The sequence below is a fragment of the Natronomonas halophila genome (assembly GCF_013391085.1).
In the GTDB taxonomy this organism is placed as follows: domain Archaea; phylum Halobacteriota; class Halobacteria; order Halobacteriales; family Haloarculaceae; genus Natronomonas; species Natronomonas halophila.
In genome coordinates, this window is sequence record NZ_CP058334.1 from 143,045 (window position 1) to 168,966 (window position 25,922).

Annotated in this window: 23 protein-coding genes; 14 read left to right on the top strand and 9 right to left on the bottom strand. The window is 63.6% G+C overall.

Features of this window, described 5'->3' with window-relative positions:
- Nucleotides 1-13 precede the first annotated feature (13 nt).
- The 3 genes from HWV23_RS00670 (at nucleotide 14) to HWV23_RS00680 (ending at nucleotide 3,500) form a co-directional block, all read left to right on the top strand.
- On the top strand, nucleotides 14-841 hold the full coding sequence (locus HWV23_RS00670; protein ID WP_178288522.1) for an MBL fold metallo-hydrolase: 828 nt from the start codon (nucleotides 14-16) through the stop codon (nucleotides 839-841).
- A gap of 70 nt (nucleotides 842-911) precedes the next feature.
- Nucleotides 912-2,576, top strand: coding sequence for a coiled-coil domain-containing protein (locus HWV23_RS00675; protein ID WP_178288524.1), 1,665 nt, complete (start codon nucleotides 912-914; stop codon nucleotides 2,574-2,576).
- A gap of 48 nt (nucleotides 2,577-2,624) precedes the next feature.
- Nucleotides 2,625-3,500 (top strand): phosphoribosyltransferase HisG-related protein, encoded by an 876-nt coding sequence (locus HWV23_RS00680; RefSeq protein ID WP_178288526.1) that lies wholly within the window; start codon nucleotides 2,625-2,627, stop codon nucleotides 3,498-3,500.
- A gap of 24 nt (nucleotides 3,501-3,524) precedes the next feature.
- Here HWV23_RS00680 and HWV23_RS00685 read toward each other — a convergent pair whose 3' ends face one another.
- Together HWV23_RS00685 and rqcH are read right to left on the bottom strand one after the other, a co-directional pair.
- Complete coding sequence (locus HWV23_RS00685) at nucleotides 3,525-4,592, bottom strand: mRNA surveillance protein pelota (RefSeq protein ID WP_178288528.1); 1,068 nt, start codon at nucleotides 4,590-4,592, stop codon at nucleotides 3,525-3,527.
- A gap of 60 nt (nucleotides 4,593-4,652) precedes the next feature.
- Nucleotides 4,653-6,764 (bottom strand): ribosome rescue protein RqcH, encoded by a 2,112-nt coding sequence (gene rqcH / locus HWV23_RS00690; protein ID WP_178288530.1) that lies wholly within the window; start codon nucleotides 6,762-6,764, stop codon nucleotides 4,653-4,655.
- A gap of 90 nt (nucleotides 6,765-6,854) precedes the next feature.
- Between rqcH and HWV23_RS00695 the strand changes: the two genes are divergently transcribed.
- Entirely contained in the window at nucleotides 6,855-7,208 is a 354-nt protein-coding gene (locus tag HWV23_RS00695) for a hypothetical protein (protein ID WP_178288532.1), read from the top strand.
- 21 nt (nucleotides 7,209-7,229) lie between these two features.
- Here the strand turns inward: HWV23_RS00695 and HWV23_RS00700 are convergent, their stop codons facing one another.
- Complete coding sequence (locus tag HWV23_RS00700) at nucleotides 7,230-9,152, bottom strand: S8 family peptidase (RefSeq protein ID WP_178288534.1); 1,923 nt, start codon at nucleotides 9,150-9,152, stop codon at nucleotides 7,230-7,232.
- A 138-nt stretch (nucleotides 9,153-9,290) separates the two neighbouring features.
- Here HWV23_RS00700 and HWV23_RS00705 point away from each other — a divergent pair, with 138 nt between their 5' ends.
- Both HWV23_RS00705 and HWV23_RS00710 read left to right on the top strand, forming a co-directional pair.
- Entirely contained in the window at nucleotides 9,291-9,905 is a 615-nt protein-coding gene (locus HWV23_RS00705; RefSeq protein WP_178288536.1) for an MBL fold metallo-hydrolase, read from the top strand.
- 88 nt (nucleotides 9,906-9,993) lie between these two features.
- Nucleotides 9,994-12,897, top strand: a complete 2,904-nt coding sequence (locus tag HWV23_RS00710) for a PAS domain S-box protein (protein ID WP_178288538.1) — start codon at nucleotides 9,994-9,996, stop codon at nucleotides 12,895-12,897.
- 45 nt (nucleotides 12,898-12,942) lie between these two features.
- Here the strand turns inward: HWV23_RS00710 and HWV23_RS00715 are convergent, their stop codons facing one another.
- Together HWV23_RS00715 and HWV23_RS00720 are read right to left on the bottom strand one after the other, a co-directional pair.
- Nucleotides 12,943-14,076 carry a DUF63 family protein gene (locus HWV23_RS00715; RefSeq protein WP_178288540.1) on the bottom strand — a complete coding sequence of 378 codons (1,134 nt, stop codon included), beginning with the start codon at nucleotides 14,074-14,076 and terminating at the stop codon, nucleotides 12,943-12,945.
- Between the two features lie 60 nt (nucleotides 14,077-14,136).
- Entirely contained in the window at nucleotides 14,137-14,934 is a 798-nt protein-coding gene (locus tag HWV23_RS00720) for an inositol monophosphatase family protein (protein ID WP_178288542.1), read from the bottom strand.
- Nucleotides 14,935-14,998: 64 nt separating this feature from the next.
- Here HWV23_RS00720 and HWV23_RS00725 point away from each other — a divergent pair, with 64 nt between their 5' ends.
- Nucleotides 14,999-15,262 (top strand): DUF8072 family protein, encoded by a 264-nt coding sequence (locus tag HWV23_RS00725; RefSeq protein ID WP_178288544.1) that lies wholly within the window; start codon nucleotides 14,999-15,001, stop codon nucleotides 15,260-15,262.
- A gap of 20 nt (nucleotides 15,263-15,282) precedes the next feature.
- Here the strand turns inward: HWV23_RS00725 and HWV23_RS00730 are convergent, their stop codons facing one another.
- The gene (locus HWV23_RS00730; RefSeq protein ID WP_178288546.1) at nucleotides 15,283-15,603 is read right to left on the bottom strand and encodes an antibiotic biosynthesis monooxygenase family protein; all 321 of its coding nucleotides are present in this window, start codon (nucleotides 15,601-15,603) and stop codon (nucleotides 15,283-15,285) included.
- A gap of 95 nt (nucleotides 15,604-15,698) precedes the next feature.
- Complete coding sequence (locus tag HWV23_RS00735; RefSeq protein ID WP_178288548.1) at nucleotides 15,699-17,666, bottom strand: 3-hydroxyacyl-CoA dehydrogenase/enoyl-CoA hydratase family protein; 1,968 nt, start codon at nucleotides 17,664-17,666, stop codon at nucleotides 15,699-15,701.
- A 162-nt stretch (nucleotides 17,667-17,828) separates the two neighbouring features.
- On the opposite strand from HWV23_RS00735, the gene HWV23_RS00740 reads away from it, so the two are divergent.
- From HWV23_RS00740 to HWV23_RS00755, 4 genes are all read left to right on the top strand, one after another.
- Nucleotides 17,829-18,983 carry an acyl-CoA dehydrogenase family protein gene (locus tag HWV23_RS00740; RefSeq protein ID WP_178288550.1) on the top strand — a complete coding sequence of 385 codons (1,155 nt, stop codon included), beginning with the start codon at nucleotides 17,829-17,831 and terminating at the stop codon, nucleotides 18,981-18,983.
- A gap of 236 nt (nucleotides 18,984-19,219) precedes the next feature.
- Nucleotides 19,220-19,672, top strand: a complete 453-nt coding sequence (locus HWV23_RS00745; RefSeq protein WP_178288552.1) for a DUF5804 family protein — start codon at nucleotides 19,220-19,222, stop codon at nucleotides 19,670-19,672.
- 54 nt (nucleotides 19,673-19,726) lie between these two features.
- Nucleotides 19,727-20,593: an alpha/beta fold hydrolase gene (locus HWV23_RS00750; RefSeq protein ID WP_178288554.1), complete on the top strand. Its 867-nt coding sequence runs from the start codon at nucleotides 19,727-19,729 to the stop codon at nucleotides 20,591-20,593.
- Between the two features lie 82 nt (nucleotides 20,594-20,675).
- Nucleotides 20,676-21,647 carry a DUF4382 domain-containing protein gene (locus HWV23_RS00755; protein WP_178288556.1) on the top strand — a complete coding sequence of 324 codons (972 nt, stop codon included), beginning with the start codon at nucleotides 20,676-20,678 and terminating at the stop codon, nucleotides 21,645-21,647.
- Nucleotides 21,648-21,677: 30 nt separating this feature from the next.
- Here the strand turns inward: HWV23_RS00755 and HWV23_RS00760 are convergent, their stop codons facing one another.
- Both HWV23_RS00760 and HWV23_RS00765 read right to left on the bottom strand, forming a co-directional pair.
- The gene (locus tag HWV23_RS00760; RefSeq protein WP_178288558.1) at nucleotides 21,678-22,682 is read right to left on the bottom strand and encodes a PLP-dependent cysteine synthase family protein; all 1,005 of its coding nucleotides are present in this window, start codon (nucleotides 22,680-22,682) and stop codon (nucleotides 21,678-21,680) included.
- Between the two features lie 84 nt (nucleotides 22,683-22,766).
- Nucleotides 22,767-22,907: a hypothetical protein gene (locus tag HWV23_RS00765; RefSeq protein WP_178288560.1), complete on the bottom strand. Its 141-nt coding sequence runs from the start codon at nucleotides 22,905-22,907 to the stop codon at nucleotides 22,767-22,769.
- Between the two features lie 247 nt (nucleotides 22,908-23,154).
- On the opposite strand from HWV23_RS00765, the gene HWV23_RS00770 reads away from it, so the two are divergent.
- The 3 genes from HWV23_RS00770 (at nucleotide 23,155) to HWV23_RS00780 (ending at nucleotide 25,909) form a co-directional block, all read left to right on the top strand.
- Nucleotides 23,155-24,618, top strand: coding sequence for an HTTM domain-containing protein (locus tag HWV23_RS00770; protein ID WP_178288562.1), 1,464 nt, complete (start codon nucleotides 23,155-23,157; stop codon nucleotides 24,616-24,618).
- On the top strand, nucleotides 24,615-25,451 hold the full coding sequence (locus tag HWV23_RS00775; protein WP_246282711.1) for an HD domain-containing protein: 837 nt from the start codon (nucleotides 24,615-24,617) through the stop codon (nucleotides 25,449-25,451). Before HWV23_RS00770 ends, HWV23_RS00775 begins: the two co-directional genes overlap by 4 nt.
- A gap of 74 nt (nucleotides 25,452-25,525) precedes the next feature.
- The gene (locus HWV23_RS00780; protein ID WP_178288564.1) at nucleotides 25,526-25,909 is read left to right on the top strand and encodes a TlpA family protein disulfide reductase; all 384 of its coding nucleotides are present in this window, start codon (nucleotides 25,526-25,528) and stop codon (nucleotides 25,907-25,909) included.
- Nucleotides 25,910-25,922: the final 13 nt, after the last annotated feature.

The following is a 25,922-nucleotide window of genomic DNA, read 5'->3' on the forward strand; positions in this document are numbered from 1 at the left end:
CTCAGTCACATCCATGAGCGTTCACTCCGACTGGGGCGATTGGCTGCCGCGGGCCGTCGAATCGGCCGACCCCGACGGCCTCGCGGTCTGGTATCTGGGCTGTAACGGCTTCATCCTGAAGGCCGACGACGGCACGACCGTCTTCATCGACCCGTATCTCGGGACGGGCGACCCACCGCGGACCGTGCGGATGATTCCGGTACCTTTCGCCCCCGAGGACGTCGCGGAGGCCGACGCCGTACTGGCGACCCACGAACACACCGACCACGTTCACGGTCCCTCGCAGGCGCCGATTCTGGCGGATACGGACGCCACCTTCTACGGGCCTTCGGCGTCGGCCGAAAAAGCGACGGCATGGACCGACGACTACGACGTCACCGACGACGATTTCGAGACCGTTTCGGAGGGCGATTCCCTCGACATCGGCGCCCTCTCTATCCACGTCGAACCGGCCAACGACCCCGACGCCGACCATCCGGTCGCCTACGTCATCGAGCACGACTCGGGGACCTTCTTCCACGGCGGCGACGCGCGGCCGAGCGACGGGTTCGAAGAAATCGGCGAGCGCTACGACATCGACCTCGGGGTCGTCGCGTTCGGTTCGGCGGGCATGATTCCGGACAAGCAGACCCGCGAGCCGAAGTACACACAGTGGTATGCCGACGAGAACATGGCCGCCGAGGCAGCGAATCAACTCCAACTGGACCGCCTGCTGCCGACCCACTGGGACATGTGGAAGGGCCTGACCGCCGACCCCGAATCGTTGCGGCACCACACGCGCAGTTTCGAGTACCCGCGGACGCTGGACGTCCTCGAAATCGGCGACTCGACGACCGTCTAAACGTGGTTTCTTTCGTTTCGATTATTAAGTCAGCCAATAGGGTTATTGAGGACCGTTCGCAGTACCCAGTATGAGCAACGTGGAATCCGAGGATATCGTCACTGTCTCCGAGGGTGGGGTCGTCGTCGAGAAGTCCTTCGAACCGGACGACTTCCCGGTGCCGGCTATCGCCTTCGTCGTGCGCTCCGAACGGGAAGAACCCGTTTCGCTAACGATGACCGATACCATCCCGGACCACATTCCGGGGGAGGACATCGGCTTTCACCCGAAGTACGGCTCCGAGTACTGGGAGGTCGAGGGGAACGAAATCGTCTTCGAGCGGGAGTTCGAGCCACACGAGGAGTACACCACGGTCTACGGCCTTCGAGCGGCCGATATGGACAACCCCGACCCGTTCATGTCCGAACCGACAATCGAGTCGGTCGACCCGCCGCTGGAGGAAGCCCCCGACGATGTCGTCGGAGATGTCGTCGACGGTGACGGTGAGGGCGACTCCGAGACGGACACGGACGCGAACGCCGACCAGTCCGGCGCTGATGACGTCGATATCGACATCGACGTTACCGGCCCGAACGACGAGGAGGGGGACGTCTCGATTCCCGACTCCGCAGTCGAGTCCGAAACGGACGCCGAAGCCGAAGCGGAAAGCGAGGACGACGATGACGACCCCGTCGAGCCGATAGACCTCGCCGAACCGGACGACGAGTCGGCGGATGGTACAGCAGGCGAAACGGCGGCCGAGGCCGACGCCGATGCGGATTCGGAGTCCGAGGGCGAATCCGACGACGAATCTGGCCCGGAGTCCGCAATCCGGTCGGTCCCCTCCGTCGGTAGCGAGGCGGCCGGAGCCGGTGCGTCGGCCGGTCTCGCGGCGACGCTAGCGGACGAAATCCGAAGCGGCGAGGTCGACGACGACGACCTCGACGTTCTTCAGGACGCCCTCGGCGTCGACCCGTCGAACAACAGCGTACAGACACGCATCGAACACCTCCAGTCCGAAGTCGCGGACCTGCAGGCCTACACCGAGGCCTTAGAGGAGTTCATCGACGAGAACGGCGACGCCCAGCAGGTCATCGAGGACATCCGCGAGGACTTCGAGTCGGCGACCGAGCGCCTCGACGAGATGGAAGAACAGACCGAAGAGGCGGTCGACATCGCCGAGTCCGTCGACGAGCGACTCGACGAGCGCATCGACGATACCGAAGCGCGCATCGACGAACTCCTCGAAGACGGCGAAGAGCGACTCGATACGCTCGCCGACGACGCCGAAGAACAGGTCGACGAGGTCGTCGAGTCCGCCGAGGAACGGGTCGACGACCTCGTCGACGAGGCCAAAGACCACATCGAATCGGAAATCGAGGAGACGACCGAGCGCATCAACGACATCGAGGACCGTGCTGAGGACGCGCTCGATGACCTCGAAAACGCGCTGGACGACCTCGAAACCACGGCCGAAGAGCGCGTCGAGGAGGAACTCGACGAACTGTGGATGGAAATCGACGAGGTCGCCGCGGAAGCGGCCGACACCGCCGACGAAGTCGAGGAACTCCGGGACGAACTCGGCGAGCAGGCCACCGAGCGCATCTCGGCGCTCGAAGCGGACATCGAGGACCTCGAAGACCAGATCGGCGAGGTCGCGGAACTCCGCGACCGACTGGCCAACGCCCTCGGACCGCTCGGCGGCGGTGGCGGTGGAGATGGCAGCGGTACCGACGACAGCGACGACGCGGAATAACGTTCCCGAACCAGTTTCGTTTTATCCGTCGACGGCGACAAGCCGATAATGACGACGATCCGTGTCGCCGTGCCGAGGAAGGGCCGGCCCCTCGAAGCCGTCCTCGAACGGGTCGCGGCCCTTGCGGATATCGAGGACCGCGCCGACGAGGTGGCCTCGACGCTCCGCTACGAGAAGGCGGTCACCAAGGACAAGCAGACCGCCGACCGAGACGTCTACGACCGGCTGGCGGCCTACAGCGATACAGACTCCTACGCCCCCGAATACACCCTCCTGCGGGACGCCCGCCCCGGGATGCCGCGACGGGTCGTCTTCGACAGTATGACCGTCGACATCGGCGAGCACGACCTCCAGTTGGTCGGCCGCGAGGAGCCGTTCCGCTCGCTGCGCAAACACGAGTTCGCACTCGGCTTCGACGCCGCCGACCTCGTCCTCGAGGAGGTCGTCCGCATCGACGCCGACCCCCTGTCGAGTCTGGACGAACTCAACGACCGCATCGACCCGAAGGACACCGACGTCCGCGTCGTCGGCGGCCTCGGCGATACGGTCTATCACACGCTGCTTTCGACGCCTGACGTCTGCGAGGACCCGACCCGCGAGTTCGTCGAGGACTACGAGGGCCCGCTCTGTATCTCACCGCGCTACGAGCGACTGGTGCGGGCGGTCCTCGGCAGCCGCGCGATGGAAGGCATCGACTTCCGCTATCCGGGCGACCGAGAAGAAGAAGCCGCCATCGCCTCGGTCGGCCTCGGCGTCTACCTGACGGTGACCGGGTCGACCGCACGGGACCACGGCCTCCGCATCGGCGAACAACTCTTCCCGAGTCAGACGGTCCTGCTCGAAAACCCCGCCGAAGCGGGCGACGGCGTCGAAGAAGTCGCCGAGAAAATCGTCGGCGGCGTCGAAACGACTGCGATTCAGTAGTCGGCTAGAGCGGCCCAGAACCCGCTACTCGAGCCGATATCGGAGCAGTGCCGCGACCCCGCCGAGGTTCGAGAGTTGCTGGCCGGGGTCGAACTCGTGGGAGAAGACGGTTACGTCGCCGCCTTGCCGTTCGACGGTGTCGATGAGTTCGTTGGCGTCGACGTCCCAGTCGCCTTCGCCCGCGCGTTCCTCACGGAGTCGCTTGTCGAGGATGAGCAGCGTCTCGACGGCGCCGTAGTCGGCGGCCTTCTCGACCTCCTCGATGCCATAGGCGGCCTTGGCGCCCTCCCCGATGCGCTCCATCAGTTCGTCGATGAGTTCTGCTTCCTCGGAGATGCGTGTCTCCGTCTGAATCCGGTCGACGGCCCCGCGTTTGAGCACCTCGTGAACGCCGCGTTCACCGACGGCGGCGGTGTCGACGGTCTGAATCTTGTCGACTACGTCAGGGGCGTTGTCCTCGACGTAATCCAGCGCGTCCTGTTTGGTGAATCCGGGGCCGGCGAGGATGATGGCAGGCGCGTCGAGCCGCTTCAGGACCTCGGTCAACTCCTCGAAGAGTTCGTCGCGGCCGCGGGCGTACTCGCCTTTGCCCGTCGTACCGGTAATCGTGGCGCGTTCCTCGACGCCGTACTGGGCGACGGTGTGGACGTGGGCTTCGCCCTCCTCGACGGTAGCGATGGCAACGTCGGGCTGTTCGGCGGCCTCGACGGCCTCCTGTAGTCGCTCCAGTTGGTCGACCTGCCAGACCTTCTCGATTTCGAGTTCGTCGTGTTCCTCGACATTGAATGTGTGATGGAACCCCAACTGGTCCTCGCGGGAGCAGTCGACGATTTCGCCGCCGACACGGAGGCGGTTTGCGAACTTGGCGAACTCGACGCTCTCGACGTCGATGCGGAGCCACATCGGTTCCCGCTGGCCGCCCGTATCCCGCATCTTGTCGTCGTCGCGCTGGATGCGGCGGGTCGTATCGCCCGAGACGAGGTCGCCGGGTTCCAGAATATACGTGAGGTGCCAGAGGTCGTCGAGGCTCTCGGGAACGACCGTAATCCGCTCCTTCCGCCCCTCGACGTCCTGGCGGTCGGCGATGCGCATACGGCTACTTCCGAGCGGCGGCGGTAAGTGCCCTGCTATTCGGTTGGCCGGACCGCCGACCTATTCGTTCACCATCGTACTGCCGCCGGGCGGACAGAATTCCTGAATCTTGTCGGCGCTGGCGATTTTCCGGACGAAACTCGTGTCCTCGAAGCGCTCGCGGAAGGTCCGATACAGGCGCTTCGCGATGTCGTTCTGGGCGTACTGGCCCGGTTCGATGCGAACCGACGTTTCGACCTTCGGTTCGATGGCCGACGGCGGGCCGCCGATGACCCGCGTGTCGGGTTCGCATTTGATGCCGATAGCGACCCCGACCGGCATGTCGCGGTAATACTCCCGGTCGCCGCGGATGACGAAACTCCCCTTCTCGATGTACTCGCCGCTTTCGGGCGTCTTCGAGACCTGTTCGGGGTCGACCTCGTAGACGTCGCCCTCGAACTTGCCGCTCTTCCAGACCGACGAGTAGGAGACGGCGAACTTCGCGGCCTCCCGTTTGCTGGATTCGGGGATGTCGATTTCCCGGGCGGCCTCGTCCGGCTCTGTGGCCTTTAGCACCGTCACGGGCGCGCCGTGGGCCTGCGCGTGGAAGAAGCAGTCCGACGGCTCCATGTACTTCTTGACCAGGTCCTCGTTCTGGTCGGCGTTGCGGCCGCCCAACACGAGGAAGCCGTCGCTCGTGCGGAACCAGCGGAACCGCTCGTACCACTTCTCGTCGTAGCGAACGGGCACCGACCCCATCGAGAGGTAGTCGCGCTCGACGTGCTCGGCTTCCTCTTCTTCGTCTTCCTCCTGTTCGCTTTCCTCCCACTCCTCCTTGCGCTGCTTGGCCTCTTCGAGGTCCTCGCGGGTGTCCTCGATTGCGGCCTCGGCACCCTCCATCTTCTCGCGAACGCGCTTCGACTCCTTATAGAGGCGGTCGGCGTTCTTCTCGACGCCCATCGCGGGGTCGATCTCGATTTGCTTGTCGTCGATTTCGATGGTGACGGTGCCTTCGGCCTCGTTGACGCCGACGACTGCTTCGGCGGCTTCGATGCCCTGCTCGGCACCCTGTTCGAACGTCTCCTCGATTTCCTCCCACCCGACGCCCTCATCGCGAGCGTTCTGGACCGTCGAGCAGATGTCGTCGACCAGGTCGTAGTTGCCGTAGAGGAGTTCGGCCTTCTGCTGTTCCTCCTCGGCCTGTTGTTCGTACTCCTCGATGGCGCCCTTCTGCTGTTCGATGATGCGCTTGTACTTCTCGATTTCCTGCTCGAAATCGGGGCGCTGGCTGCCGGGCTCCTCGGTGACTTCTTCGGCTTCCTGTTCGAGGCGATGGAAGTACTCGTCGATGGCGCCGTTGAAGTTCTCGAAGACTGTCTCGTCGTATCCTTCGGCCTGATGTTCTTCGAGCGGCAGCGGCGTCGCATCGACGACGTCGCCCTCGTCGTCCTCGTAAAGCCGGGGGTCCGTCCGACCTTCCAGAATCGGCTCTCGGAGGCGTTCCAGCGCGCCGAACAATGCCTCGTACTGCTCGTCGGTCGCGTCGGCAATGTCGACCGTTTTCTCGACGCCGGCGCGGATACAGAGTTCCTCGCCGTAGAGACCGCCGAAGTTCAGTTGGGTCGCCAGCGTCCGCACGAGGTCCGTATCCGACTGCTCCATCTTCGCCTTGAACGTCTCGTAATCGACCTCCATCGGATTAAACCGCTCGTCGGGATAGCCGTACTGGGATCCGGGCGCGACGGTTCGGGAGCGCAGACGAACGGTGTCGAGACAGTCGATGACCTCGCGGTCCTCGTTCATCACGGCGACGTTGCCGTCGCCAAACAGTTCCGCGACGACGAGCGTCGTCTGGTCCTCGCGCTCGAACCGGAAGGTGAGGATGCGGTCGAAGCCGTACTGCTCGACGCCCTCGAGGTTCGCGCCCGCGATGCGGTTTCGCATCATCATCGCGAAGTTCGGCGGCCGGCCGGGCGCGTCGGGGACGTGTTCCGGCGTCGCGACGTGGGCGCGCTTGGGGTCGCCCACCTCGATGATGAGTTCGATGCGGCCGCGGTCGTAATCCCGCATCTTCAGCCGCACCTTGTCCTCGCCGTAGAGATAGGCCTTGTCGACGACGGCGCCGGTGTAGTCCCGTAACTCGCCGACGAGGGCGGCGAGGTCGACGCTCGTCATCGCCCGCTTTCTGTCCATGTCTACGTCCTGACGCGGCCCGGAGAAAGGCCTGACGGGTTGCCGACGTGGTTCGCAACCGCTTAGGGGCCGCTGGCCGGACCGAACGGTATGGACGACCGTCTCGCCGCTCTCGCTGCCGTGCTCGTTGGTGCCTCGCTCGCCGTCGTCAGCCTCGCCGAGTACGTCCTGCCGGGTCGTTCGGTACCGCCGTACGAACCGCTGACGACTGGCATTCTCGTTCTTATTAGTGGTCTGCTGTTGCTCGCGGCCGGGGGGATGGCCGCTAAGGAGGCGCTGGATACTCTCGCGCTCCGGGCGGCAACCTCCGTCGGCCTGGTGACGCTGTTGCTTGCCGTGCTCCAACCTACGTCGTTGCTGTTCGGTGGCGTCTTCTGGCTGGGGCTGGTGTCAGCGACCCTAATCGGGGCTGGAACGTATCGAACGTTCGCAAAAGCAAATTGAGGTGGAAGTGGATCGTGCTCCTCAAAGAGCGTCGAGAATATTCAGGTACCCAGACCCGTAGAACGCTTTATCGTAGCCATCGGGGACCTCAGCTGCGCCTTTGAGTGCCGATTCAACCTGATTGGCGTTGTAATTCGGGTTTGCGCTTTTGACTAGTGCTGCGGCGCCAGCAACATTCGGTGCAGCCATCGAGGTTCCGGCCTTCCAGCCGTAACCGGGGGTCTGTGGAATCAGAAGCGCATCGCCTTCGAAATCCACTCCCGTATAAGTGATATCTACCGAATCATCTCGTCCGATGCCGCCACCGCTGTAGACGCCGACGCTTTGAACGAGTCCTTTACCGATGACATCTCTTGGATTCCCGGTCGGTGAGGATGGGTCGATGTCATTGTCAGCGAAAATCTCTTCGACGGAACCGGCTTCGAATACGCCACCGTACTCATCACCGAACGAGTCGCTTGCAGTCCATGAAACCGTTGTTCCGGAGTTTTCGTCTACCTGCCAGTCGATGACAACATAGTTAGTATCCTCTTCATCCCCATCACCGGGTACGACCACTTGCAGCGAAATCCAATCAGGGGCACCTCGTTCGTGGTCGGAACCAGTATTGTAGTCGACAGTCACGGTTTCCTCGCCGGTAAAGGTGGCTGTGCCGACACCGAAACGGACGCCACCGAACCCGACCGACGAGTACCAAGGGACATCGTCAGTCGTATACGGCGGGTCGCCTGAAACGGAGACCTCGCCGTAGAAATCCCCTCTCCACTCGGCTGTCACGGTCCCCGGATACTCGTCGGTTTTTGACCCGAACGTGCCCGAAACGAGTTCGCCGTTATGGGCGAAGACGGTATTGAAAACCAAATCTCGGAACCACGGAACACCCGAACCGATTGCACTGGGATCCGCGTCTCCTCCGGGCGCACCTAGTACGATGTCGTTCGTTCCGTAGTTGGTGTAGAATGCCGGACTCTCCGGAGGTTCAACGAGATCAGCTGTGTCACCATCACCATCAGCGTCCCATCCATATCCGATTGGGCCAGTCGCGGCGACGGAGAGGCCTTGGGCGCCTTCGTTCGGAAGGCTGATGAAGTTCTTGTCTTTTTGGAGGTCAGCACTGTCATTGCCTGCCGCGATTACCAGTAAGGTGCCTTCCTTGTTCGCATAGGTCATCACGCTGTTCAAAACCTTACCGTAGAACTGTCCCTGCCCTTGCCGAGGAACTGGATACGCACCCAAGCTTAGGTTCGCCGCGTCGGCGTTGATGTTCACGCTGTAGACGATCGCTGCGAGGATGTCCGCGAACGTCGCGCCTTCTCCGGAGAACACTCGACAGTCCACGAGTTCGGTCTTCGGTGCCGTGCCGTTGACACCGGTCCCTCCGCCGTTATCGGCAGCCACAATACCAGCAACGTGGGTACCGTGGTCACCGCCACCGACTGGGTTGTGGTCCCCCTCATCGTCGGTGAAGTTCTGCGAGAGCTTAGTATTAAGCGGTCCTTTGAGATCCGGATGCGTCTCAAGTACCCCCGTATCGATAATCGCCACTCGTGTCCCCTCGCCTTCCGTCGTCTCATGGGCCTTTGGCACGTTTAAATCGGCCTTGTCCCACTGGAGGAAGTCTCCGGGTTGTCCCTCGTAATCCGACGCATCGAAGGCCGGTACCTCGTCATTGACGTCCGGCTCGTTCAATTGAACCTCAATATCGGGCGCGTATCCCTTCACCCCACGAGCATCTTCCAACTCCGACTCGCTGCCGCGTACGACGGCGAAATCCACGCCGGGCATCTCGTGGACGACGTCCAGCCCCTTCAGGGCTTTTCTCCCCGAGGTTTCCACGATGAATCGGTCCGTCCGCGTACTGGCCACTACGGTCGAACCGGTTGCGATTCCACCCAATACGGCTCCACTAACTTTCAGAAAGGTCCGCCTGTTATGGTGTGTCATGCGATTACACCCCGAAATCTCAATCGGCCACGGCTTAGTTAAGCACTACGAAAAACCAGCTAATATCCGGTTTATTTTAAGTGAGGTGTGCCCTCGTCCAAGGCGAGAAATTTTGTGCGCTACCGTCGTTCATCCCGTATGCCGACCGAACTCCACGACGGCGTCTACGACATCACCTGCGTCGAACGGGAGACGAGCCGCATCCGTGCGTTCCTCTTCGAGGACGGCACGCTCGTCGACTGCGGCTTGCCCGATACGACCGAGGCGCTGCTGGACGGTATCGACGCCACGCCGGTCGAACCCGAACGCCTCGTCATCACCCACGCCGACGGCGACCACGTCGGCGGCTTCGACGCCGTCGTCCGCGACTACTGGGTCGACACCTACGTTCCCGAGGGAGTAGACCTCGATACCGAGTTCGACCCGGACCACCGCTACGGCGACGGCGACGAAATCGGCCCCTTCGAGGCGGTTCACGTCCCCGGCCACCGCGACCACCAGCACGCACTTATAAACGAGGAGGACGGTATCGCCGTGCTGGCGGACGCCGTCTCCGGGGCCGACCAGCGCGGGCTTCCGAAAGGCTACTTCCACCTGCCGCCGGGCGTCTACACCAACGACCTGAATCGGGCCGAAGAATCGCTCGAACGGTTGCTCGAATACGACTTCGATGTCGGATTAGTCTATCACGGCTCGTCGGTGCTATCGGGAGCCAGCGACAAATTGGACGACTACGTCTATCGGATACCTTGATTAAGGGCGAATCACCGCGACATCGACCCCAACCACCGCCATCCCTTAAGTATCGGCCCGAGAATACGTAACCGCTGAGCACTATTCCATGACCGCCACCACGAACACGATTTCTATCCTCCATGTCGACGACGAGTCGGAGTTCGCCGAGATGGCTACGACGTTTCTGGAGCGGGAGGACGACCGATTCGTCATCGAAACCGCTACGGGGGCCGACGAGGCGGTCGAGTATCTCGCCGACAACGATGTCGACTGTATCGTCAGCGACTACGACATGCCGGACCGGAACGGCATCGAGTTCCTCGGCACCGTCCGCGAGGAGTACGAGGACCTCCCCTTTATCCTCTATACCGGCAAGGGCAGCGAGGAAATCGCCAGCAAGGCCATCTCTGCCGGCGTTACCGACTACCTCCAGAAGGAAACCGGGACCGGACAGTACACCGTCCTCGCAAACCGGATTACGAACGCGGTCAAGCAGTACCGAGCCAAGCGCGAACTCGAAGCCAGCCAAAAGCGCCTCTCGCTTTTCATCGAACAATCGCCGCTTGGCGTTCTGGAGTACGACAACGAGTTCAATATCGTGGGCGTGAACGAGGCCGCCGAGGAGATACTCGGCTACTCGGAGGCGGAACTCCAGGGCGAGACCTGGGAGCAAATCGTCGCATCGTCCAGTTACGAGAACGTCGACGACGTCACGTCCGCGCTGGCCGAAACCGAAGGCGGCTATCACAGCGTCGACGAGAACGTTCGGAAGGACGGAGAGCACATCGTCTGTGAGTGGCACAACCGTGTGGTGACCGACGACGACGGGGAGGTGCTCGCCATCTTCTCGCTTTTTCAGGATATCACCGACCGGAAGGAACACGAGGAACGCCTCGAACGGAGCACGGCCCGACTCAAGGTGCTCTTCGAGAACTCCCCGGACATGATCGATATCCACACCGACGATGGAACCGTCATCGACGTGAACCAGCAGTTCTGCGAGGTCTTCGACCAGCCGAAAGAGGCCCTCGTCGGCCGGAAAGTCTGGGATATCGACCAGGAACTAAGCGCCGAGGAACTGCGGGACCTCTGGGATGGCATGGAAATCGGTGACCGAAGGGAACTCGAAACCGAGTTCGAACGCGACGACGGCAAGCGGTTCCCCGTCGAGGTTCACATTACCCGTCTCCCGGTCGAGGACGGAACCCGATTCATGGTCGTCTCCCGAGACATCACCGAGCGCCGGGAGCGACTGCGGGAGATTCAGACGCTCAACGAGCGACTCGAACTCGCCGTCGAGGGCGCCGGCCTCGGGGTCTGGGACTGGGACATGACGACCGATGCCGTGGAGTTCAACGAGCGATGGGCGACGATGCTCGGCTACACGCTGGACGAAATCGAACCGCACGTCGACGCGTGGGAAAGCCGTGTCCACCCGGACGACTTGGAGGGAGTCAACGAAGCACTGGAAGCCCACATCAACGGCGAGACGCCGCACTACGATACCGAACACCGGATGCGGACCGCGGCGGGCGACTGGAAGTGGATTCGGGACATCGGCAGAATCGTCGAACGGGACGAGGACGGTGACCCGGTCCGGGCGGTCGGTATCCACCTCGATATCGACGACCGAAAAAGGCGCGAACGGGAACTCGAACGGACGCGTGACCTGCTCGAACAGACCGAACACATCGCGGACGTCGGCGGGTGGGAAATCGATACGGACACCAAGGAGGTGTTCTGGACCGAACACCTCTTCGAACTCCTTGGTGGCCAATACGACGAGGAACCGCCGCTGTCGGAGGCCCTCGACGTCTACCACGAGGACGACCGGCCGGCCGTCGAAGCCGCCGTCGAAACGGCTCTCTCCGACGGCGACTCCTTCGACGTGAATGCACGGTTCCGCCGGCCCGATGGCGAGATTCGCTGGCTTCGGATTCAGGGAGAGCCGACGCTCGCGGACGACGAGGTGACCACACTCCGCGGGGCGGTTCAGGACGTCACCGAACAGCGGGCCCGAGAGCGTGACCTCCAGCGGGCCCGCGAGGAGTACGAGGAACTGTTCAACGGCATGAACGATTCCGCGTGGGTCATCGGCCTCGACGAAACGTTTCTGGCGGTCAACGAGGCTGCCGTCGACCGGACGGGCTACACCAGAGAGGAACTCCAGTCGATGGGGCCACACGATATCGACGTGGAACTCGAACCCGGCGAGATATCCTCTCTCGTTCAGGACATGCCGGACGACGGGGTGCAGGTCATCGAAACGGTTCACGAAACGAAGGACGGCAGACGAATCCCGGTCGAAATCAACTCCAGCCTGATATCCTATGAGGACGAGACGGCCGTGTTGAGCATCGCGCGGGACATCTCCGACCGGAAGCGGCGGGAACGGCAGTTGGAGGAGTTCGCCTCCATCGTCAGCCACGACCTTCGCAATCCGCTCACAGTCGCCCAAGGCTGGTTGGAAATCGCCCGCGAGGAAGGCGACGGCGACGCCGAATCCCTCGAACGGATAGGGGAAGCACACCACCGGATGAACCGGCTCATCGAGGACCTCCTCACGCTGGCACGCGAAGGCAACGACGTAGGCGAACGGGAGTCGGTCGATCTGGCCTCCTTCGTCGACCGATGTTGGAAGAACGTCGCGACGGCGGATGCGACACTACGGGTCGACATCGACCGAACGATTCGGGCCGACCCGACCCGACTCGAACAACTCTTCGAGAACCTCTTTCGGAACGCGGTGGAACATGGCGGCGACCAGGTAACGGTTACCGTCGGGGAACTCGATACCGGCTTCTACGTCGAGGACGACGGCCCGGGGATCCCGCCCGAGGACCGCGAGGACGTGTTCGGATACGGTTACTCGACCTCCGAAGACGGTACCGGCTTCGGTCTAAGCATCGTCAAGCAGATTGCCGAGGCACACGACTGGGATATCCGACTCACCGAGGGCACCGACGGCGGCGCACGCTTCGAAGTCATCGGCGTTCCCGCCGATTCGTGAGAACGAGAGTTCCGTAGAGCCAAAAAAGCCCGTCCGACGGGCGCGTTAAATCCCGAGCGTCGCTCGAAGCATGTCCCGCGTTCCGGGGCCCAGTCCGACCGCGAGGATGGCGATAAAGAGGATGTAGGCGTAGGTGGGGCTTTCCTCGAAAATCTGTTCGTCGAACACCCAGACGACGGCGACGGCAGCGGCGACTTTCAGCAGGAGGAACGGCCACGCCGTGCCGATAGAGTCGCTCAGCCATGCGGGTTGGACCGTGCTCGTGATGCGAACCGTCGCGGCGTTGATAACGTGTTTCGAACCGTAGGTCACCGGCAGGCCGAGCGCGTTGGCCCAATCGAGGCTCAGGACGTTCGCGATGCCGTCGACGCTGTGGCCCCAGACGACGAGGGCGCCCATCAAGCCCGTCCCGTCGTTGATGTACGGCGCGTACTCGTTGGAGGCCCACCAGAACAGCGCCGCGATGGCCGTCGCGCCCACGAGCGTGATAATCGAGACAGTCGGATAGAAGCCAACGACCTCCGAAGTCGCGGAGATATAGAGGAGGAAACCGACGGTCACCGCCAGCGTGAGGGCGCCGACACCGCCGAGGAACGGTTCGTACTCGTCGATGACGCCGCGGTTATCGAGGACGATGCCGACGATAAGCGCCGTCAGCGTGATGGCGAACATCACGAAGTAGATGAAGGGACTGATGATGACCGATACCTCGGGGTAGGGGATGAGCATCGGCAGGTCCTCGCGGACGAAGGTGGCGTTGACGTCCTCGACGACTCGGAGGGCACCGCCCAATAGCATGAACGGGAACAGCGCGAAGTAGAACCGCGGGGACATCTCCACGTCGAGGCGGTCCAGAAGGAAGTAGACGCCGACGAGCATGAAGATGAGCACGAGGGCGTAGCTAATCGTCGAAACCGTCGTATAGCCGGGCGTGACGACGATGCCGTCCGCCGAAGCACAGGCCGTCTGGCTGTAGAGTCGTTCGGTCGTGCCGCCGGAGCGGACCGCACACGTCGCCCCGTGGGCGTCGGCGTCCACCGGGCCGAAGAAGTAACGCCACAGGAAGCCGTCGTAGACGCGCTGGGGGAACGCGATTGCGGCACCGACGACGGCGACGAACGCGGTCACGAAGGCCGCCAGCCACGCGCGGGCGGGGTCGATTCCGTCGGAGGTGTTCATGTCCCATTGGCCGGACCGCGGTGGTTTCACGCTTCCGGTCGCTGTCGAGAGGCCCCGAGGCTACCGCTCGGCTTCCGCCTCGGCCTCGCGGGCCGCCTCCAGCACGAGGTCGTGGGCCTCCCCGTTCGAGGCCACGAGGCCGCGACTGTCGTGGCGCCACGACTCGCCATGGATGTCGGTGACCGTGCCGCCCGCGGCCTCCACGAGTCCCGCGCCCACGACGCTGTCCCAGGGGTTGGCTTCGACGTTCGTGACGACACCCTCCACCGCACCCGCCGCACACAGCGCGAGGGCGAGTTGTGCCGACCCGAACCGACGCATGTCGCCGAACCGCTCGACGATACCGCGGCAGGCCGCCGTATACTCCTCGCGGCGCTCGAAGGGCCACCAGACCGTCGGCACGACGGTGAACGCCTCGGGGTCGGCTTCGTCGCTGACCGAAATCGCCTCGCCGTTGCGGTAGGCCGCGCCGTCATCGAGCAGGTAGGTATCGTCGAGTGCCGGACAGACCGACGCGCCCGCGACGATTTCGCCATCGACCGTCGCCGCGACGCTGGTCGTCCACATCTGGATGCCGCGAACGAAGTTGTTCGTTCCGTCGATTGGGTCGATAATCCACGACGGTCCCGACTCAGGCACGTCCCGCAACTCCTCGTCTTCCTCGCCGACGATGGCGTCCTCGGGGTACTCCTCCCGAATCGCGGCGACGACCGTCTCCTGTGCGTCCCGGTCGGCCTGCGTGACCACGTCCGTCTTATCGCCTTTCGTCTCGACCGCAATTCCCTCCCGAAACGACCCGAGGGCGACGGCGCCGCCGGCCTCGGCCGCCCGGAGGGCACAGTCCGCGCGCTCGCTCATAGTCGGCCTGCGTTCGGCCCCCGGAAAGCGCCACCGATTTGCCGGACCGACGCCCACACGGAGTATGAACACGCTCGCGAAACGCATTCACAACCTCACGCCCAAAGACGTCGAACTGACCTTCGAGGACGGCGACTCGGTCCGCCTCGATATGCGCTCGGCGGAGTTCTTTCAGGAAGAGTTCCAAGGGGAGGGCACCGACCCTGAGGGAACGACCTACCGTCTCGTCTCGGACGGCGAGGACGACCCACTCGTGGCGGGCAAGGAAACCGACGAGGGGTGGGTATCGGTTGGCCAGGTAACTGACGTCGCTCCTGCCGAGGAGTAGCGCGGCGGGACCACGGTATTCTACTCGGGTGGGTCAGCACCGTCACCGAAACCGTCCCCGTAGGAATCGAGTACCTCTGTAATAGTGACCTCATACGCGTCGTACCACTCCGTCCATCGTTGCTTTGCCTTCTTGTGGTCTGCATCCGCGCCGAACGAATCGAGCGCGTCCAGTGACTCCCAGTAGTAGACGACGAGGGTTTCGTCGCTCTCCGGGTCGTTCCACGTGCGTTTGCCGCGATATTCGTCCATGTCTTCGGCGGCCGCCTGTACCCTGTCGTTCAATTCGTGGAACTCCTCGTCGTACTCCCCCGGGTCGATTCGAAAGGTGACAAGATACATCGATACCTGTTCAATCGTACAGGCGCAGCAAGAGGGTTCCCCTGTCGATGGACAGGCGGTACGACCGGCAGCAAAAAAGGCAGTTTCAGCCGACTCTACTTGCCTTCGAACTCGGGTTCACCATCACCCATGAAGGCCGTAATGCCCTCCATGAGGTCGTCGGTGTTGATGAGGTGGCCGAAGGCCTGCGCTTCGAGTTCGAGGCCGGCGTCGATGTCCTCCCAGCCACGGAGCATCGCGCGTTTCGTGAGTTTCTGGGAGATGGGCGGGCCCGCAGCGAGGTCGGCAGCGAACTCGTGGGCGCGCTCCTCGAACTCCTCGTTTTCGACGACTTCCGTGACGACGTCGTAGTCGTACATCGTCTCGGGGTCGTAGCGGTCGGCCGTGAAGACGATTTCCTTGGCGCGGCCGAAGCCGGCGATGCGCATCAAGCGCTGGGTCCCGCCCCAACCGGGCAGGAGGCCGAGGTTGTGCTCGGGCGTGCCGAGTTCGGAGCGCTCCGATGCGATACGGAAGTCGGAGGCGAGCGCGAGTTCGAAGCCGCCGCCGAGGGCGAAGCCGTCGATACCGGCGACGACGGGCATGTCGCACTCTTCGAGTTTGCCGAAGGTCTGCTGGCCCTTCCGGGAGAGTTCGATGGCTTCGAGCGGTTCGGCGTTGCCGGCCATCGAGGTGACGTCGGCGCCCGCCGAAAAGGCGCGGTCGCCCTTACCCGTGATGAGGAGGGCGCGCACCTCGTCGTCTTCCTCCAGCAGGTCGACGGCGTCGGCGAGTTCGTCCAGCAGGTCCGGGTTGATGGTGTTCATCCGGGCCTCGCGGTCGAGGACGATCTGGCCGACCATGTCGCCGGGGTAGCGAACCTCGATGTTCGTGAAGTCGACGCCTTCCTCTTCGTCGCCGCCGTGGAAGCCGCCCTCTTCGGCGGCCGCACGCAGGCCCTCGGAGGCCTCGTAGCGCGGGTGGCCGGTCTCCTCGGCGAGTTCGTCGAGGCGCTCGGCGAGGGCTTCGAGGCCGTGCTCGTCCGCGATTTTCGCGGGGCCGTCCGGGAAGCCGGCGCCCAGCATGACCGCCTCGTCGATGTCGGCGGGGTCGGCGACGTCGTTGCCGACGAGGTTGCCGACCTCGTTAGCCATCACGGCGATGAGGCGCTCGGCGACCTCGTCGCTGCCGGCGTCGGTCGGGATGTCGGCGCCGTCGCCGTCCTCGTAGTCGTAGACGCCTTCGCCGGTCTTCTTGCCGAAGCGTTCGTCTTCGACGAGTTCCTCGAGGAAGGGCGCGGGCTCGTAGGCCTCGCCCAGTTCCTCGTTCATGTATTCGAGGACGTGGAAGGTGACGTCGTGGCCGACCTGGTCGCCGAGTTCGAAGGTGCCCATCGGCAGGCCCATGTCGAACTTCGTCGTGGAGTCGATCTCCTTGACGGTGGCGACGTCGTCGCTGACCAGCCAGCAGGCCTCGTTCATCAGGGGCACGAGGATGCGGTTGACGATGAAGCCGGGCGAGTCCTTGCGGACGCGAACCGGCGTCTTGTCGAAGTCTTCCGCGAGTTTTTCGGTCAGTTCGAGGGTCTCCTCGTCGGTGTGGGCCCCGGAGATGACCTCGACCAGCTGCATCCGGACCGGCGGGTTGAAGAAGTGCATCCCGCAGAACTGTTCGGGTCGCTCGGTGACCTCCGCCAGTTCCGTGATGGAAAGCGAGGAGGTGTTCGAGGCGATGATGGCGTGTTCCGGCAGGTATTCCTCGACCTCGCCGTAGACGTCCTTCTTGATTTCCATCTGTTCGGGGACGGCCTCGATGACGAAGTCGGCGTCGCCGACGGCCTCCTCCATGTCGACGTAGGGCGTCACGCGGTCGATGGCGTTCTCGGCTTCCTCGTCGCTGATGCGTTCCTTCTCCGCGAGCTTCTGGAGGGACCACTCGATGTCCTCGTAGCCGCTCTGGACGAACTCCTCTTTGATGTCCCGCAGGTTAACGTTGTAACCCGCAAGCGCCGCAACTTCCGCGATGCCGTGGCCCATATTACCGGCGCCAAGCACCGCAATGGTCTCTATGTCGTCGAATTCCATTGTTACCGGGAGGATTGTCACTCTGAACCCGTTTCAACGTTTCCTTCTTTGCCCGTTTTCGCACGAACCACAACCCGAGACCGTCGATTCGGGGTTAACTAATATACGAAAACCGGCAATAGGAGGGAGAAGGGTTATGTGGCGCCATGCTGGCTTTCAATTATGGACTTTGCGCTTACCGACGAGCAAGAACAACTCAAAGAGGAAGTCAAGCGTTTCGCCGACAACGAGGTGCGGCCGAACGCCACCGAGTACGACGTCGAGGAGAAGTTCCCCCACGACATCGTCGACGAGGCAGCGAAGATGGGCCTGACCGGCGCGACCATTCCCATCGAGTACGGCGGTGCCGGCTACGGCGCCGTCGACTCCGTCCTCATCGCCGAGGAGCTGTTCGCCGCCGACCCCGGCATTGCCCTCTCCATTCTCGCTACCAGTTTCGGTACGGAAGCCATCCTCGAATACGGCACTGAGGAGCAGAAAGAGGAGTTCCTCGAACCCGTCGCGAAAGGCGACGCCATCTCCGGGGCCGCCATCTCCGAACCCGACACCGGCTCGGACGTCTCGTCGGTAAGCACGCGTGCCGAGAAGGACGGCGACGAATACGTCATCAACGGCAACAAGATGTGGATTACCAACGGCAGCGTCGGCGACTTCTTCGTCGTGCTGTGTAAAACGGACCCCGACGCCGACGGCCGCTATAACGGCTTCTCACAGATTATCGTCGAATCCGACCGCGACGGATTCGAAGCCGACAAGATTACCGGGAAGATGGGCATTCGTGCGTCCGACACCGCCGAACTAATCCTCGACGACGTGCGCGTCCCCGAGGAGAACCTCGTCGGTTCGGAGAACGCCGGCTTCTACCAGCAGATGAACTTCTTCGACGCCACCCGAACCGGCGTCGCCGCACAGGGTATCGGTATCGCCAAGGGTGCCGCCGAACGTGCCCTCGACTACGCCCAGGAACGCGAACAGTTCGGCCGCCCCATCGGCGACTTCCAGGCCATCCAGCACAAACTCGCCGACATGCACACCGAAACCGAGGCCGCCCGTAACCTCACCTATAAGTCCGCCTGGGAAGTCGACGAAGGCGGCTCGCCCAACACCATGCTCGCCTCGATGGCTAAGGAGTTCGCCTCCCGCACCGCCGTCAAGGCCGCCAACGAGGCCGTCCAGATTCACGGCGGGTCCGGCTACGTCAACGACTTCGACGTCGAGCGCTTCTACCGCGACGCCAAAATCACCCAAATCTACGAGGGAACCACCGAGATTCAGAAGATGATTATCGCCCGAGAGCTTCAGGGCAAGGGCTTCTAAACCCCGAACTTTTTGCACGGGCGCCTGCGGCGCCCGGCAAAAACTTCGATGAAAAAGACACGGCGGCCCTCCCGATTGTCGGGCCTTGGTCCCGCGCTCCCTCCGGTCGCGCGGTGAACCGCCTCGGGGGCCTTCGAAGAAGGCCCCGCTCGGCGGATGCTCCTCTCGTTTCCTGTTTCACTATTTTCAGCCAATCAGGTCGAAACCACTTTTAAACAGCCCCCGTATGTCCGACCATGACGCGGGTGTGTCTCGTCGGGAAGGAGGACGTCGAGTTGCGCTACGAACTCGTCAGTCGCGAGACTGCCCGGGAGGCGCTGGCCACTTACGAATTGAAAGAACCCTACCACAACACCGTCGCCGTCGAAACCGTCTCGCTCGGCGGCGCCGTCGCCCTTTTAAACGACCTCAACTGGTATCTCGTCCGCTTCGTCGACGAATCCCTCGTCCTGGAACCGTCCGTCAGCGACGAGGAGTGGCTCTCGCGGGAACTGGCCGAGGCCGTCCGTGACAACGAAATCGCCCCCGAAGACACCGGGCGCTTCCTGAAGGTCTTCGGCATTCGCGACGAGGAACTGCTCGAACCGATGTTCGTCACCCGAACCGGGCACGAACTCCCGGATTACGACCTCCACGAGGTCGACGAGACGCTCGTCGTTCGCGTCACCGAAGCCGAGTTCGGCGCCTGAATCGGAACTGGTTCCGAGGACGCAGTATATACGCGATGCGCTTTTGTACGGGATATGAACGCTTTCGCGTCCGCCGACCAGCGGAGCATCGAGGTCGACGGAACCCGGATTCGATACTACGTCGACGGCCCCGAAGAGGCCCGCCCGGTCGTCCTCGTCCACGGCGTCGGCATCGATTCGGCGACGGTTTCCTGGCGGGAAGCCTTCCACGAACTCGCCGAGGAATACCGCGTCTACGCGCTCGACTTGCCGGGGCACGGCGACAGCGACCCCGTCCCGGACGACGTGGTGCCAGATACGGACTACTACGCCGACGTTCTGGGCGAGTTTTTCGAGGCACTCGACGTCCTCGATGCGACGCTCGTTGGCGCCTCGACGGGCGGCGCCATCGCGCTCGATTACACCTTCGCGTCCCCGGCGCGGGTCGCCCGCCTCGTCCTCGTCGACAGTTACGGCCTCGATGACGAGGGGACGGGCGGCAAGCGCAGAGCCGCCTACGTGAAAACGCCGCTTGTCATGGAGGCGGCGTGGTGGCGACTGAAGCGCAGTCCGGAGTTCACCGAACGGACGCTTCGGGATATCGTCCATCCCGAGAACCTCGACGACCAACTGGTCGACGACGCCGTCGCGGAACTCCAGCGGCCGGACGCCGGCGACGCCTACCGCCGGTTCCAGCGCGCCGAAGTCGGCTGGTCCGGGTTCCAGACGAGTTTCGCCGACCGGATGGACGAACTGCCGGTGCCGACGCTGTTCGTCCACGGCAAGGACGACCCGCTGGTGCCCGCCGACCACGCCAAGCGCGCCTCCGACGCCGCGCCCGTCGCCGACCGCTTTTTCCTCACCGACTGCGGCCATCTGCCCTCGCGGGAGCACCCCGAGGCGTTCACCGCGCGCCTGCAGGCGTGGCTCGACCGGACCTAACGCAGCCGTCTAACAGCCGGCTACCGTCCGTATAACCGTATCGGCCAGCGGGCTTTTCCCTCCAGACCGGGAAGTGATAGTAATGAAAGACGACGACACCAGCCCGAGCCAGCGACGCGTCATCGCCCGACTACCGGAGGAGTATCGACGGCGGGAGGTCCTCGCCGTCGGCGGCGGCCTCGGTGCGACGCTGCTGGCAGGCTGTGTCGGCGATTCGCCGTCGAGCGACGAGGACGAACCGGGTACTGATTCCGGCGGGTCGGACGACGGAACCCAGAGCGGGGCCAGTTTCCGGCTCCTTATCAGCGACGCTCCGGCCGATATCGACGATTTCGACCGACTGGACGTCACCTTCGACAGCGCCCGCATCTTCGACGGCGGTGACGAGGACGACGATTCGGAAACCGAGACACCGGCAGAACAGGCGACAGAGACGCCGTCCGGAACGCCGGAGGCAACCGAAACGGAGGGAACAGCGGATGGCGGGACGACGGAGACAGAGGCCGAGGAAGACGAGGACGACGGCGAATCCGACGAAGACGGCGAGCGTGGATTCTACACCCTCGACCTCGATGACCCTACGGTCGACCTCACGCAGGTCGTCGGCGCCAAGGCCATGCCGGTCTTCGACGGCGAACTCGAACCCGGGACCTACCAGAAGGTGGAACTCAACGTAGCGAGCACCGAGGGCATCGTCGACGGCGAACCGGCGGCGGTGAAAGTCCCGAGCGAGAAACTCCAGATAACCAAACCGTTCGAGGTTCGCGCCGGCGAATCGCTCGATTTCGTCTTCGACATCAACGTCGTCAAGCGCGGCCAAGAGAACAGCTACATCCTGAAACCCGTGATTTCCCAGAGCGGCGTCGCCGGCGAGGACGTCGACGTCGAGGAAGTCGACGAAGACGACGACGATGACGAGTCGGAGGGAACCGAAACCCCGGAGGAGACGGAAACTCAGGAAGCGACGGAGACAACGGAAGCGACCGAAACCCCGGACGGAACCGAGACGCCGACTGCGACGCCGCAGGAAACGAGCGAAGGCGACAGTCAGTAAGCCGACGCAGTTGTCGTCCGAGGGCCGCCTCTATTCTTCCGGTTCGTCGAACATACCGGTCGACATGTAGCGCTCGCCGGAATCCCAGAAGACTGTGACGACGAGCGGGCACTCGTCGGGCACGGGGTCGTGGTCGACGGCCTCGCCTTCCTCGAGGATGTTCACGTCGTTGTCGGGGCCGGGACAGGCATCGGGGTCGATGCCCCGCTCCTCGGCGAGGCGTTCGGCGACCCGCTTCGCGGCGAGTAGAGAGCCACCGGAGGACTGGCCAACGAGGATGCCTTCCTCGCGGGCGAGGCGGCGACACTCGGCCTCGGCGGATTCGAGGTCGACGACCTCCACGTCGTCGAGCAGTTCGCGGTTCAGGTTCGGCGAGACGAAGCCGGGACCCATTCCCTGGAAACTGTCCTCACCGGTCTTCCCGCCGGTGAGTACCTCGCTGCCCTCCGGTTCGACACCGACGACTTCCATGTCGGGGAACGCCTCCTTGAGTCGGCGGCCGGTCCCGGAGATAGTGCCCCCGGTACCGATGCCCGCCACGAGGGCGTCGACGGTGCGGTCGCCGACCTGTTCGATGATTTCGGCGCCCGTCGTGTGGTAGTGTGCCTGCGGGTTCGCCGGGTTCTCGAACTGTCGGACCTGCACGAAGCCTTTCTCTTCTTCCAGTTCGTCGGCCCGATCCTTGGCGGCCGAGATATCGCCCTCGACGAGTTCGAGGTCGGCGCCGTAGGCGCCCATAATCTGCCGTCGTTCGGGTGATTTGGAGGCAGGCATGACGACGGTGATGTCGTAGCCCTTCGCGGCGGCGACCATCGAGAGGCCGATGCCGGTGTTGCCGGAGGTCGGTTCGACGATGGTATCGCCGGGTTCGAGTTCGCCGGCCTCCTCGGCGGCCTCGACCATGGCGAGGGCCGGGCGGTCCTTGGCGGACCCGCCGGGATTCTTCGATTCGATTTTCGCGGCGATGGTCGACCCGGGCGGGGATTGTACCTGTACCAGCGGCGAGCCAACGGTCTCGAGAATACCCCGTTTCATTGACCGGACGTTGGCAACCCCAATATAAGACCCCCGTGAAGGAGGGAACTCCTGCCGCCGTCGACACCGCGCCCCGGAGAAATCTCAGCCCCGGAGTTTGGTAAGCGTGAACACGTACATCGACTCACAGCTGTCGCATTCGATGTGTTTGGTGTCAGAGCCGGCGGGTTCGTCGGGATACCACCGGTTCTCGTGGCCACAGGAACATTCGAGTTCGAGTCTCATCGGCCCCTCCGTCGGCACACGTCACGACTGGATACAGCGCCCCGACGACCGACCGACCCGGCGACTGAAACGCCGGTTTCGATGGTCCCTCTCAACGTACCGACCCCATCAGACATATATTGAGACGTCGATACTCACCGATAAAAAGACAGGACTTGATAGACCATGTCGTCAGGTGGCAAATCACTGACGGACAGGACGGCCGCTCCACAACTTCTATTCGTCGCGGGCCGAAATCCCGGCTGAGATGGACGATGGCTCGGGGGTCGGAGCGACGCTCGCCGAACGCGTGGGCATCGACGCTCGTGCGCTGGCGGCCGCCCGCATCTATGTCGGCCTGCTGTTGTGTGTCGACCTGTTTTTGCGAGCGCGTGACCTCCGGGCGTTCTACACCGATTCCGGCGTCCTGCCGCGTAACGTCCACGCCGAACTCTATCCGACGCTCTCGCGAGTCTCGCTGCATACGCTGTCCGGGGAACTGTGGTGGCAGACGCTCCTGTTCGTCGTCGCCTTCGTGGTCGCCCTCTCGCTGGCGGTCGGCTACCGAACACGGCTGTCGACGGCCGTTTCGTGGGTGCTGCTGGCCTCCCTGCAGACTCGGAACTACTACGTCCTCAACGGCGGCGACAAGGTGCTGCTGGTGGTCCTCTTCATCGCCGTCTTTCTCCCGCTCGGTCGTCGCTGGTCGCTGGACGCGCGAGCAGGGCGGTCGACGTTCGATGGGGGCGACGGACAGGTGGTCGGCTTCGGGACGGCAGCCCTGCTGACACAGGTCGTCCTCATCTACGCGACCAACGCCGTCTTCAAGGTCCGAAGCGACGCCTGGATGGCCGGCGATGCCGTCCCGCGGATTTTTCAGGTCGAACGGTTCACGATTTTCCTCGGACCGTACCTGAACGAGTTCACGACGCTCCTCGTAGCCATCAACTGGCTCTGGATGGCGATGCTCGTCGCTTCGCCGCTGTTGTTGCTGACGCGGCGGTGGCTTCGCGCCGGCCTCGTCGCCCTCTATCTCGGCGCACATCTGGCGATGCGGCTGACGATGGACCTCGGCCTCTTCGCGGAGGCGATGTGGGCCGGGCTACTTGTCTTCCTGCCGCCAGTCGTCTGGGACCGCGTCGAAGCGGCCGTGATGCCGCTCGAAACGGGACTTTCGGATTGGCTCGACGACCGCCCGCGACTCGACGAGATGCTTCGACCCGCCGGTCCCGTAGTCCCCGCGCGTTTCCGCCGAGGCGTCGCGCGAGCGCTTCCCGTCCTTACCGCGACGATTCTCGTCGTCGGCCTCCTCTGGCAGGCGGCGGCCGTCGGCGTCGTGCCGACACCCGAAAACAGCCCCGCCGAACCAAAAGACCACAGTTGGAAGCTCTTCGCGCCGAACCCGCCAGATGGCGACGGCTGGTACGTCGCCACCGGTGAACTCGCCTCCGGGACTGAGGTCGGCGTCTACACCCACGCCGACACGAGTTTCGATCGGCCCGCCGATGTCGGCGAAACCTACCCGAACGCCCGCTGGCGCAAGTACCTCACCGACCTCCGATTCGGCAGCGACCACCGAATCGAGGCCTTCGCGGCGTACCTCTGTCGAAGCGGCGCCGAAACCCACGGCGAACGGATTACCGAGGTCGAACTCACCTTCGTCTACGAAGCCATCGAGACCGGCGACCGAACCCGACACGACCTCGGTACCTACCGCTGTCCGGGTGAATGACCGACCGCCGACGAGGGATTGAAGACGGCCGCGACGAACTGGCCGGTATGACCCAATCCGACGGCCGGGCGCCCGAGGCGCCACACGGCGTCGACCCGCTCTTCGAAGCCATCGCCGAGGAGATGGCGGCGTGGCTGGGCGACGATTCGACCGGCCACGACATCGCCCACGGCTGGCGCGTTTTTCATACCGCGATGGAGTTGGCCGACGATTACCCCCACGCCGACAGAGAGGTGCTCGGAGCGGCCGCCCTGACCCACGACATCCACCGCGCTATGGGTGCCGCGGCCGGTGAGTTCGTCCACCCCGAAGAGTCGCTGGACGAGGTCGAAGCCGTCCTCGCGGCCGTCGACTTCCCGCCCGAGAAGCGCGATGCCGTCCTCCACTGTGTCGCGCTCCACGAGGAGTACGAATTCCGCGAGGACGACCAAGGGGAGGCCTCGGAAGGTGCGAGTAGCGCGGAACGGAGTTCCGCGGACCGTTCGAGCGGGCGGGGCCCGCGAGAAGACGGGGAGGGTTGGCGACCCGCGAGCAGGGATGACAGGCGGGACGGCGACCGTATCGAGGTCGACCTCCTGCGGGATGCCGACAACCTCGATGCGATGGGGGCGGTCGGCGTCGCGCGCTGTTTCGTCTACACCGGCGCCCACGACCGGCCGATGTGGACGCCCGACTCCGACGAACCATCGGCTATCGACCATTTCCATGAGAAACTGCTGAACCTGAACGACGAGATGCACACCGACGCCGCCCGCGAAGTCGCGGAATCCCGCCACGACTTTCTGGAGACGTTCCTCGAACGATTCGAGGACGAGTGGTACGGTCGGGCGTAGTTTCCGCCTCGTGACCACCGGACGATTTCCGCCCGTAGCGCGGCCCTTAAGAAGCGTGCGACGAATCGATACGTATGGAACTGGAAACCATGCGGCCGAATCCCGTCTGGGATGCGGACTCCTACGAGGACGCCGTCGACACCTTCGAGGCTATCGCCGACGATATCGTCGTGAAGGTCTGGGGCGGCGACTGGTGTAAGGACTGCCGCTCGCAGTTGCCCGACTTCGGCGCCGCACTCGATGCGGCCGGCGTCGACAACGTCGAACACTACCCCGTCGAGAAGGAAGACGACGGCTCGAAGACCGGCCCGAAAGTTGATGAGTACGGCATCGAGTTGATTCCGACAGTCGTCGTCGAAAATGCTGACACTGGCGAGGAACTCGCACGGTTCGTCGAGGAAGAGGACGCCCCCATCGCCGTCTACCTCGCCGAACAACTCGAAACCCGCACCGTATAAGAACCCCTCCGAA

What these genes read in the sequence shown, in the direction of transcription:
- HWV23_RS00670 (WP_178288522.1), top strand. Translation starts at nt 14, where the DNA reads ATGAGCGTTCACTCCGACTGGGGCGATTGGCTGCCGCGGGCCGTCGAA.
- HWV23_RS00675 (WP_178288524.1), top strand. Translation starts at nt 912, where the DNA reads ATGAGCAACGTGGAATCCGAGGATATCGTCACTGTCTCCGAGGGTGGG.
- HWV23_RS00680 (WP_178288526.1), top strand. Translation starts at nt 2,625, where the DNA reads ATGACGACGATCCGTGTCGCCGTGCCGAGGAAGGGCCGGCCCCTCGAA.
- HWV23_RS00685 (WP_178288528.1), bottom strand. Translation starts at nt 4,592, where the DNA reads ATGCGCATCGCCGACCGCCAGGACGTCGAGGGGCGGAAGGAGCGGATT.
- rqcH (WP_178288530.1), bottom strand. Translation starts at nt 6,764, where the DNA reads ATGGACAGAAAGCGGGCGATGACGAGCGTCGACCTCGCCGCCCTCGTC.
- HWV23_RS00695 (WP_178288532.1), top strand. Translation starts at nt 6,855, where the DNA reads ATGGACGACCGTCTCGCCGCTCTCGCTGCCGTGCTCGTTGGTGCCTCG.
- HWV23_RS00700 (WP_178288534.1), bottom strand. Translation starts at nt 9,152, where the DNA reads ATGACACACCATAACAGGCGGACCTTTCTGAAAGTTAGTGGAGCCGTA.
- HWV23_RS00705 (WP_178288536.1), top strand. Translation starts at nt 9,291, where the DNA reads ATGCCGACCGAACTCCACGACGGCGTCTACGACATCACCTGCGTCGAA.
- HWV23_RS00710 (WP_178288538.1), top strand. Translation starts at nt 9,994, where the DNA reads ATGACCGCCACCACGAACACGATTTCTATCCTCCATGTCGACGACGAG.
- HWV23_RS00715 (WP_178288540.1), bottom strand. Translation starts at nt 14,076, where the DNA reads ATGAACACCTCCGACGGAATCGACCCCGCCCGCGCGTGGCTGGCGGCC.
- HWV23_RS00720 (WP_178288542.1), bottom strand. Translation starts at nt 14,934, where the DNA reads ATGAGCGAGCGCGCGGACTGTGCCCTCCGGGCGGCCGAGGCCGGCGGC.
- HWV23_RS00725 (WP_178288544.1), top strand. Translation starts at nt 14,999, where the DNA reads ATGAACACGCTCGCGAAACGCATTCACAACCTCACGCCCAAAGACGTC.
- HWV23_RS00730 (WP_178288546.1), bottom strand. Translation starts at nt 15,603, where the DNA reads ATGTATCTTGTCACCTTTCGAATCGACCCGGGGGAGTACGACGAGGAG.
- HWV23_RS00735 (WP_178288548.1), bottom strand. Translation starts at nt 17,666, where the DNA reads ATGGAATTCGACGACATAGAGACCATTGCGGTGCTTGGCGCCGGTAAT.
- HWV23_RS00740 (WP_178288550.1), top strand. Translation starts at nt 17,829, where the DNA reads ATGGACTTTGCGCTTACCGACGAGCAAGAACAACTCAAAGAGGAAGTC.
- HWV23_RS00745 (WP_178288552.1), top strand. Translation starts at nt 19,220, where the DNA reads ATGACGCGGGTGTGTCTCGTCGGGAAGGAGGACGTCGAGTTGCGCTAC.
- HWV23_RS00750 (WP_178288554.1), top strand. Translation starts at nt 19,727, where the DNA reads ATGAACGCTTTCGCGTCCGCCGACCAGCGGAGCATCGAGGTCGACGGA.
- HWV23_RS00755 (WP_178288556.1), top strand. Translation starts at nt 20,676, where the DNA reads ATGAAAGACGACGACACCAGCCCGAGCCAGCGACGCGTCATCGCCCGA.
- HWV23_RS00760 (WP_178288558.1), bottom strand. Translation starts at nt 22,682, where the DNA reads ATGAAACGGGGTATTCTCGAGACCGTTGGCTCGCCGCTGGTACAGGTA.
- HWV23_RS00765 (WP_178288560.1), bottom strand. Translation starts at nt 22,907, where the DNA reads ATGAGACTCGAACTCGAATGTTCCTGTGGCCACGAGAACCGGTGGTAT.
- HWV23_RS00770 (WP_178288562.1), top strand. Translation starts at nt 23,155, where the DNA reads ATGGACGATGGCTCGGGGGTCGGAGCGACGCTCGCCGAACGCGTGGGC.
- HWV23_RS00775 (WP_246282711.1), top strand. Translation starts at nt 24,615, where the DNA reads ATGACCGACCGCCGACGAGGGATTGAAGACGGCCGCGACGAACTGGCC.
- HWV23_RS00780 (WP_178288564.1), top strand. Translation starts at nt 25,526, where the DNA reads ATGGAACTGGAAACCATGCGGCCGAATCCCGTCTGGGATGCGGACTCC.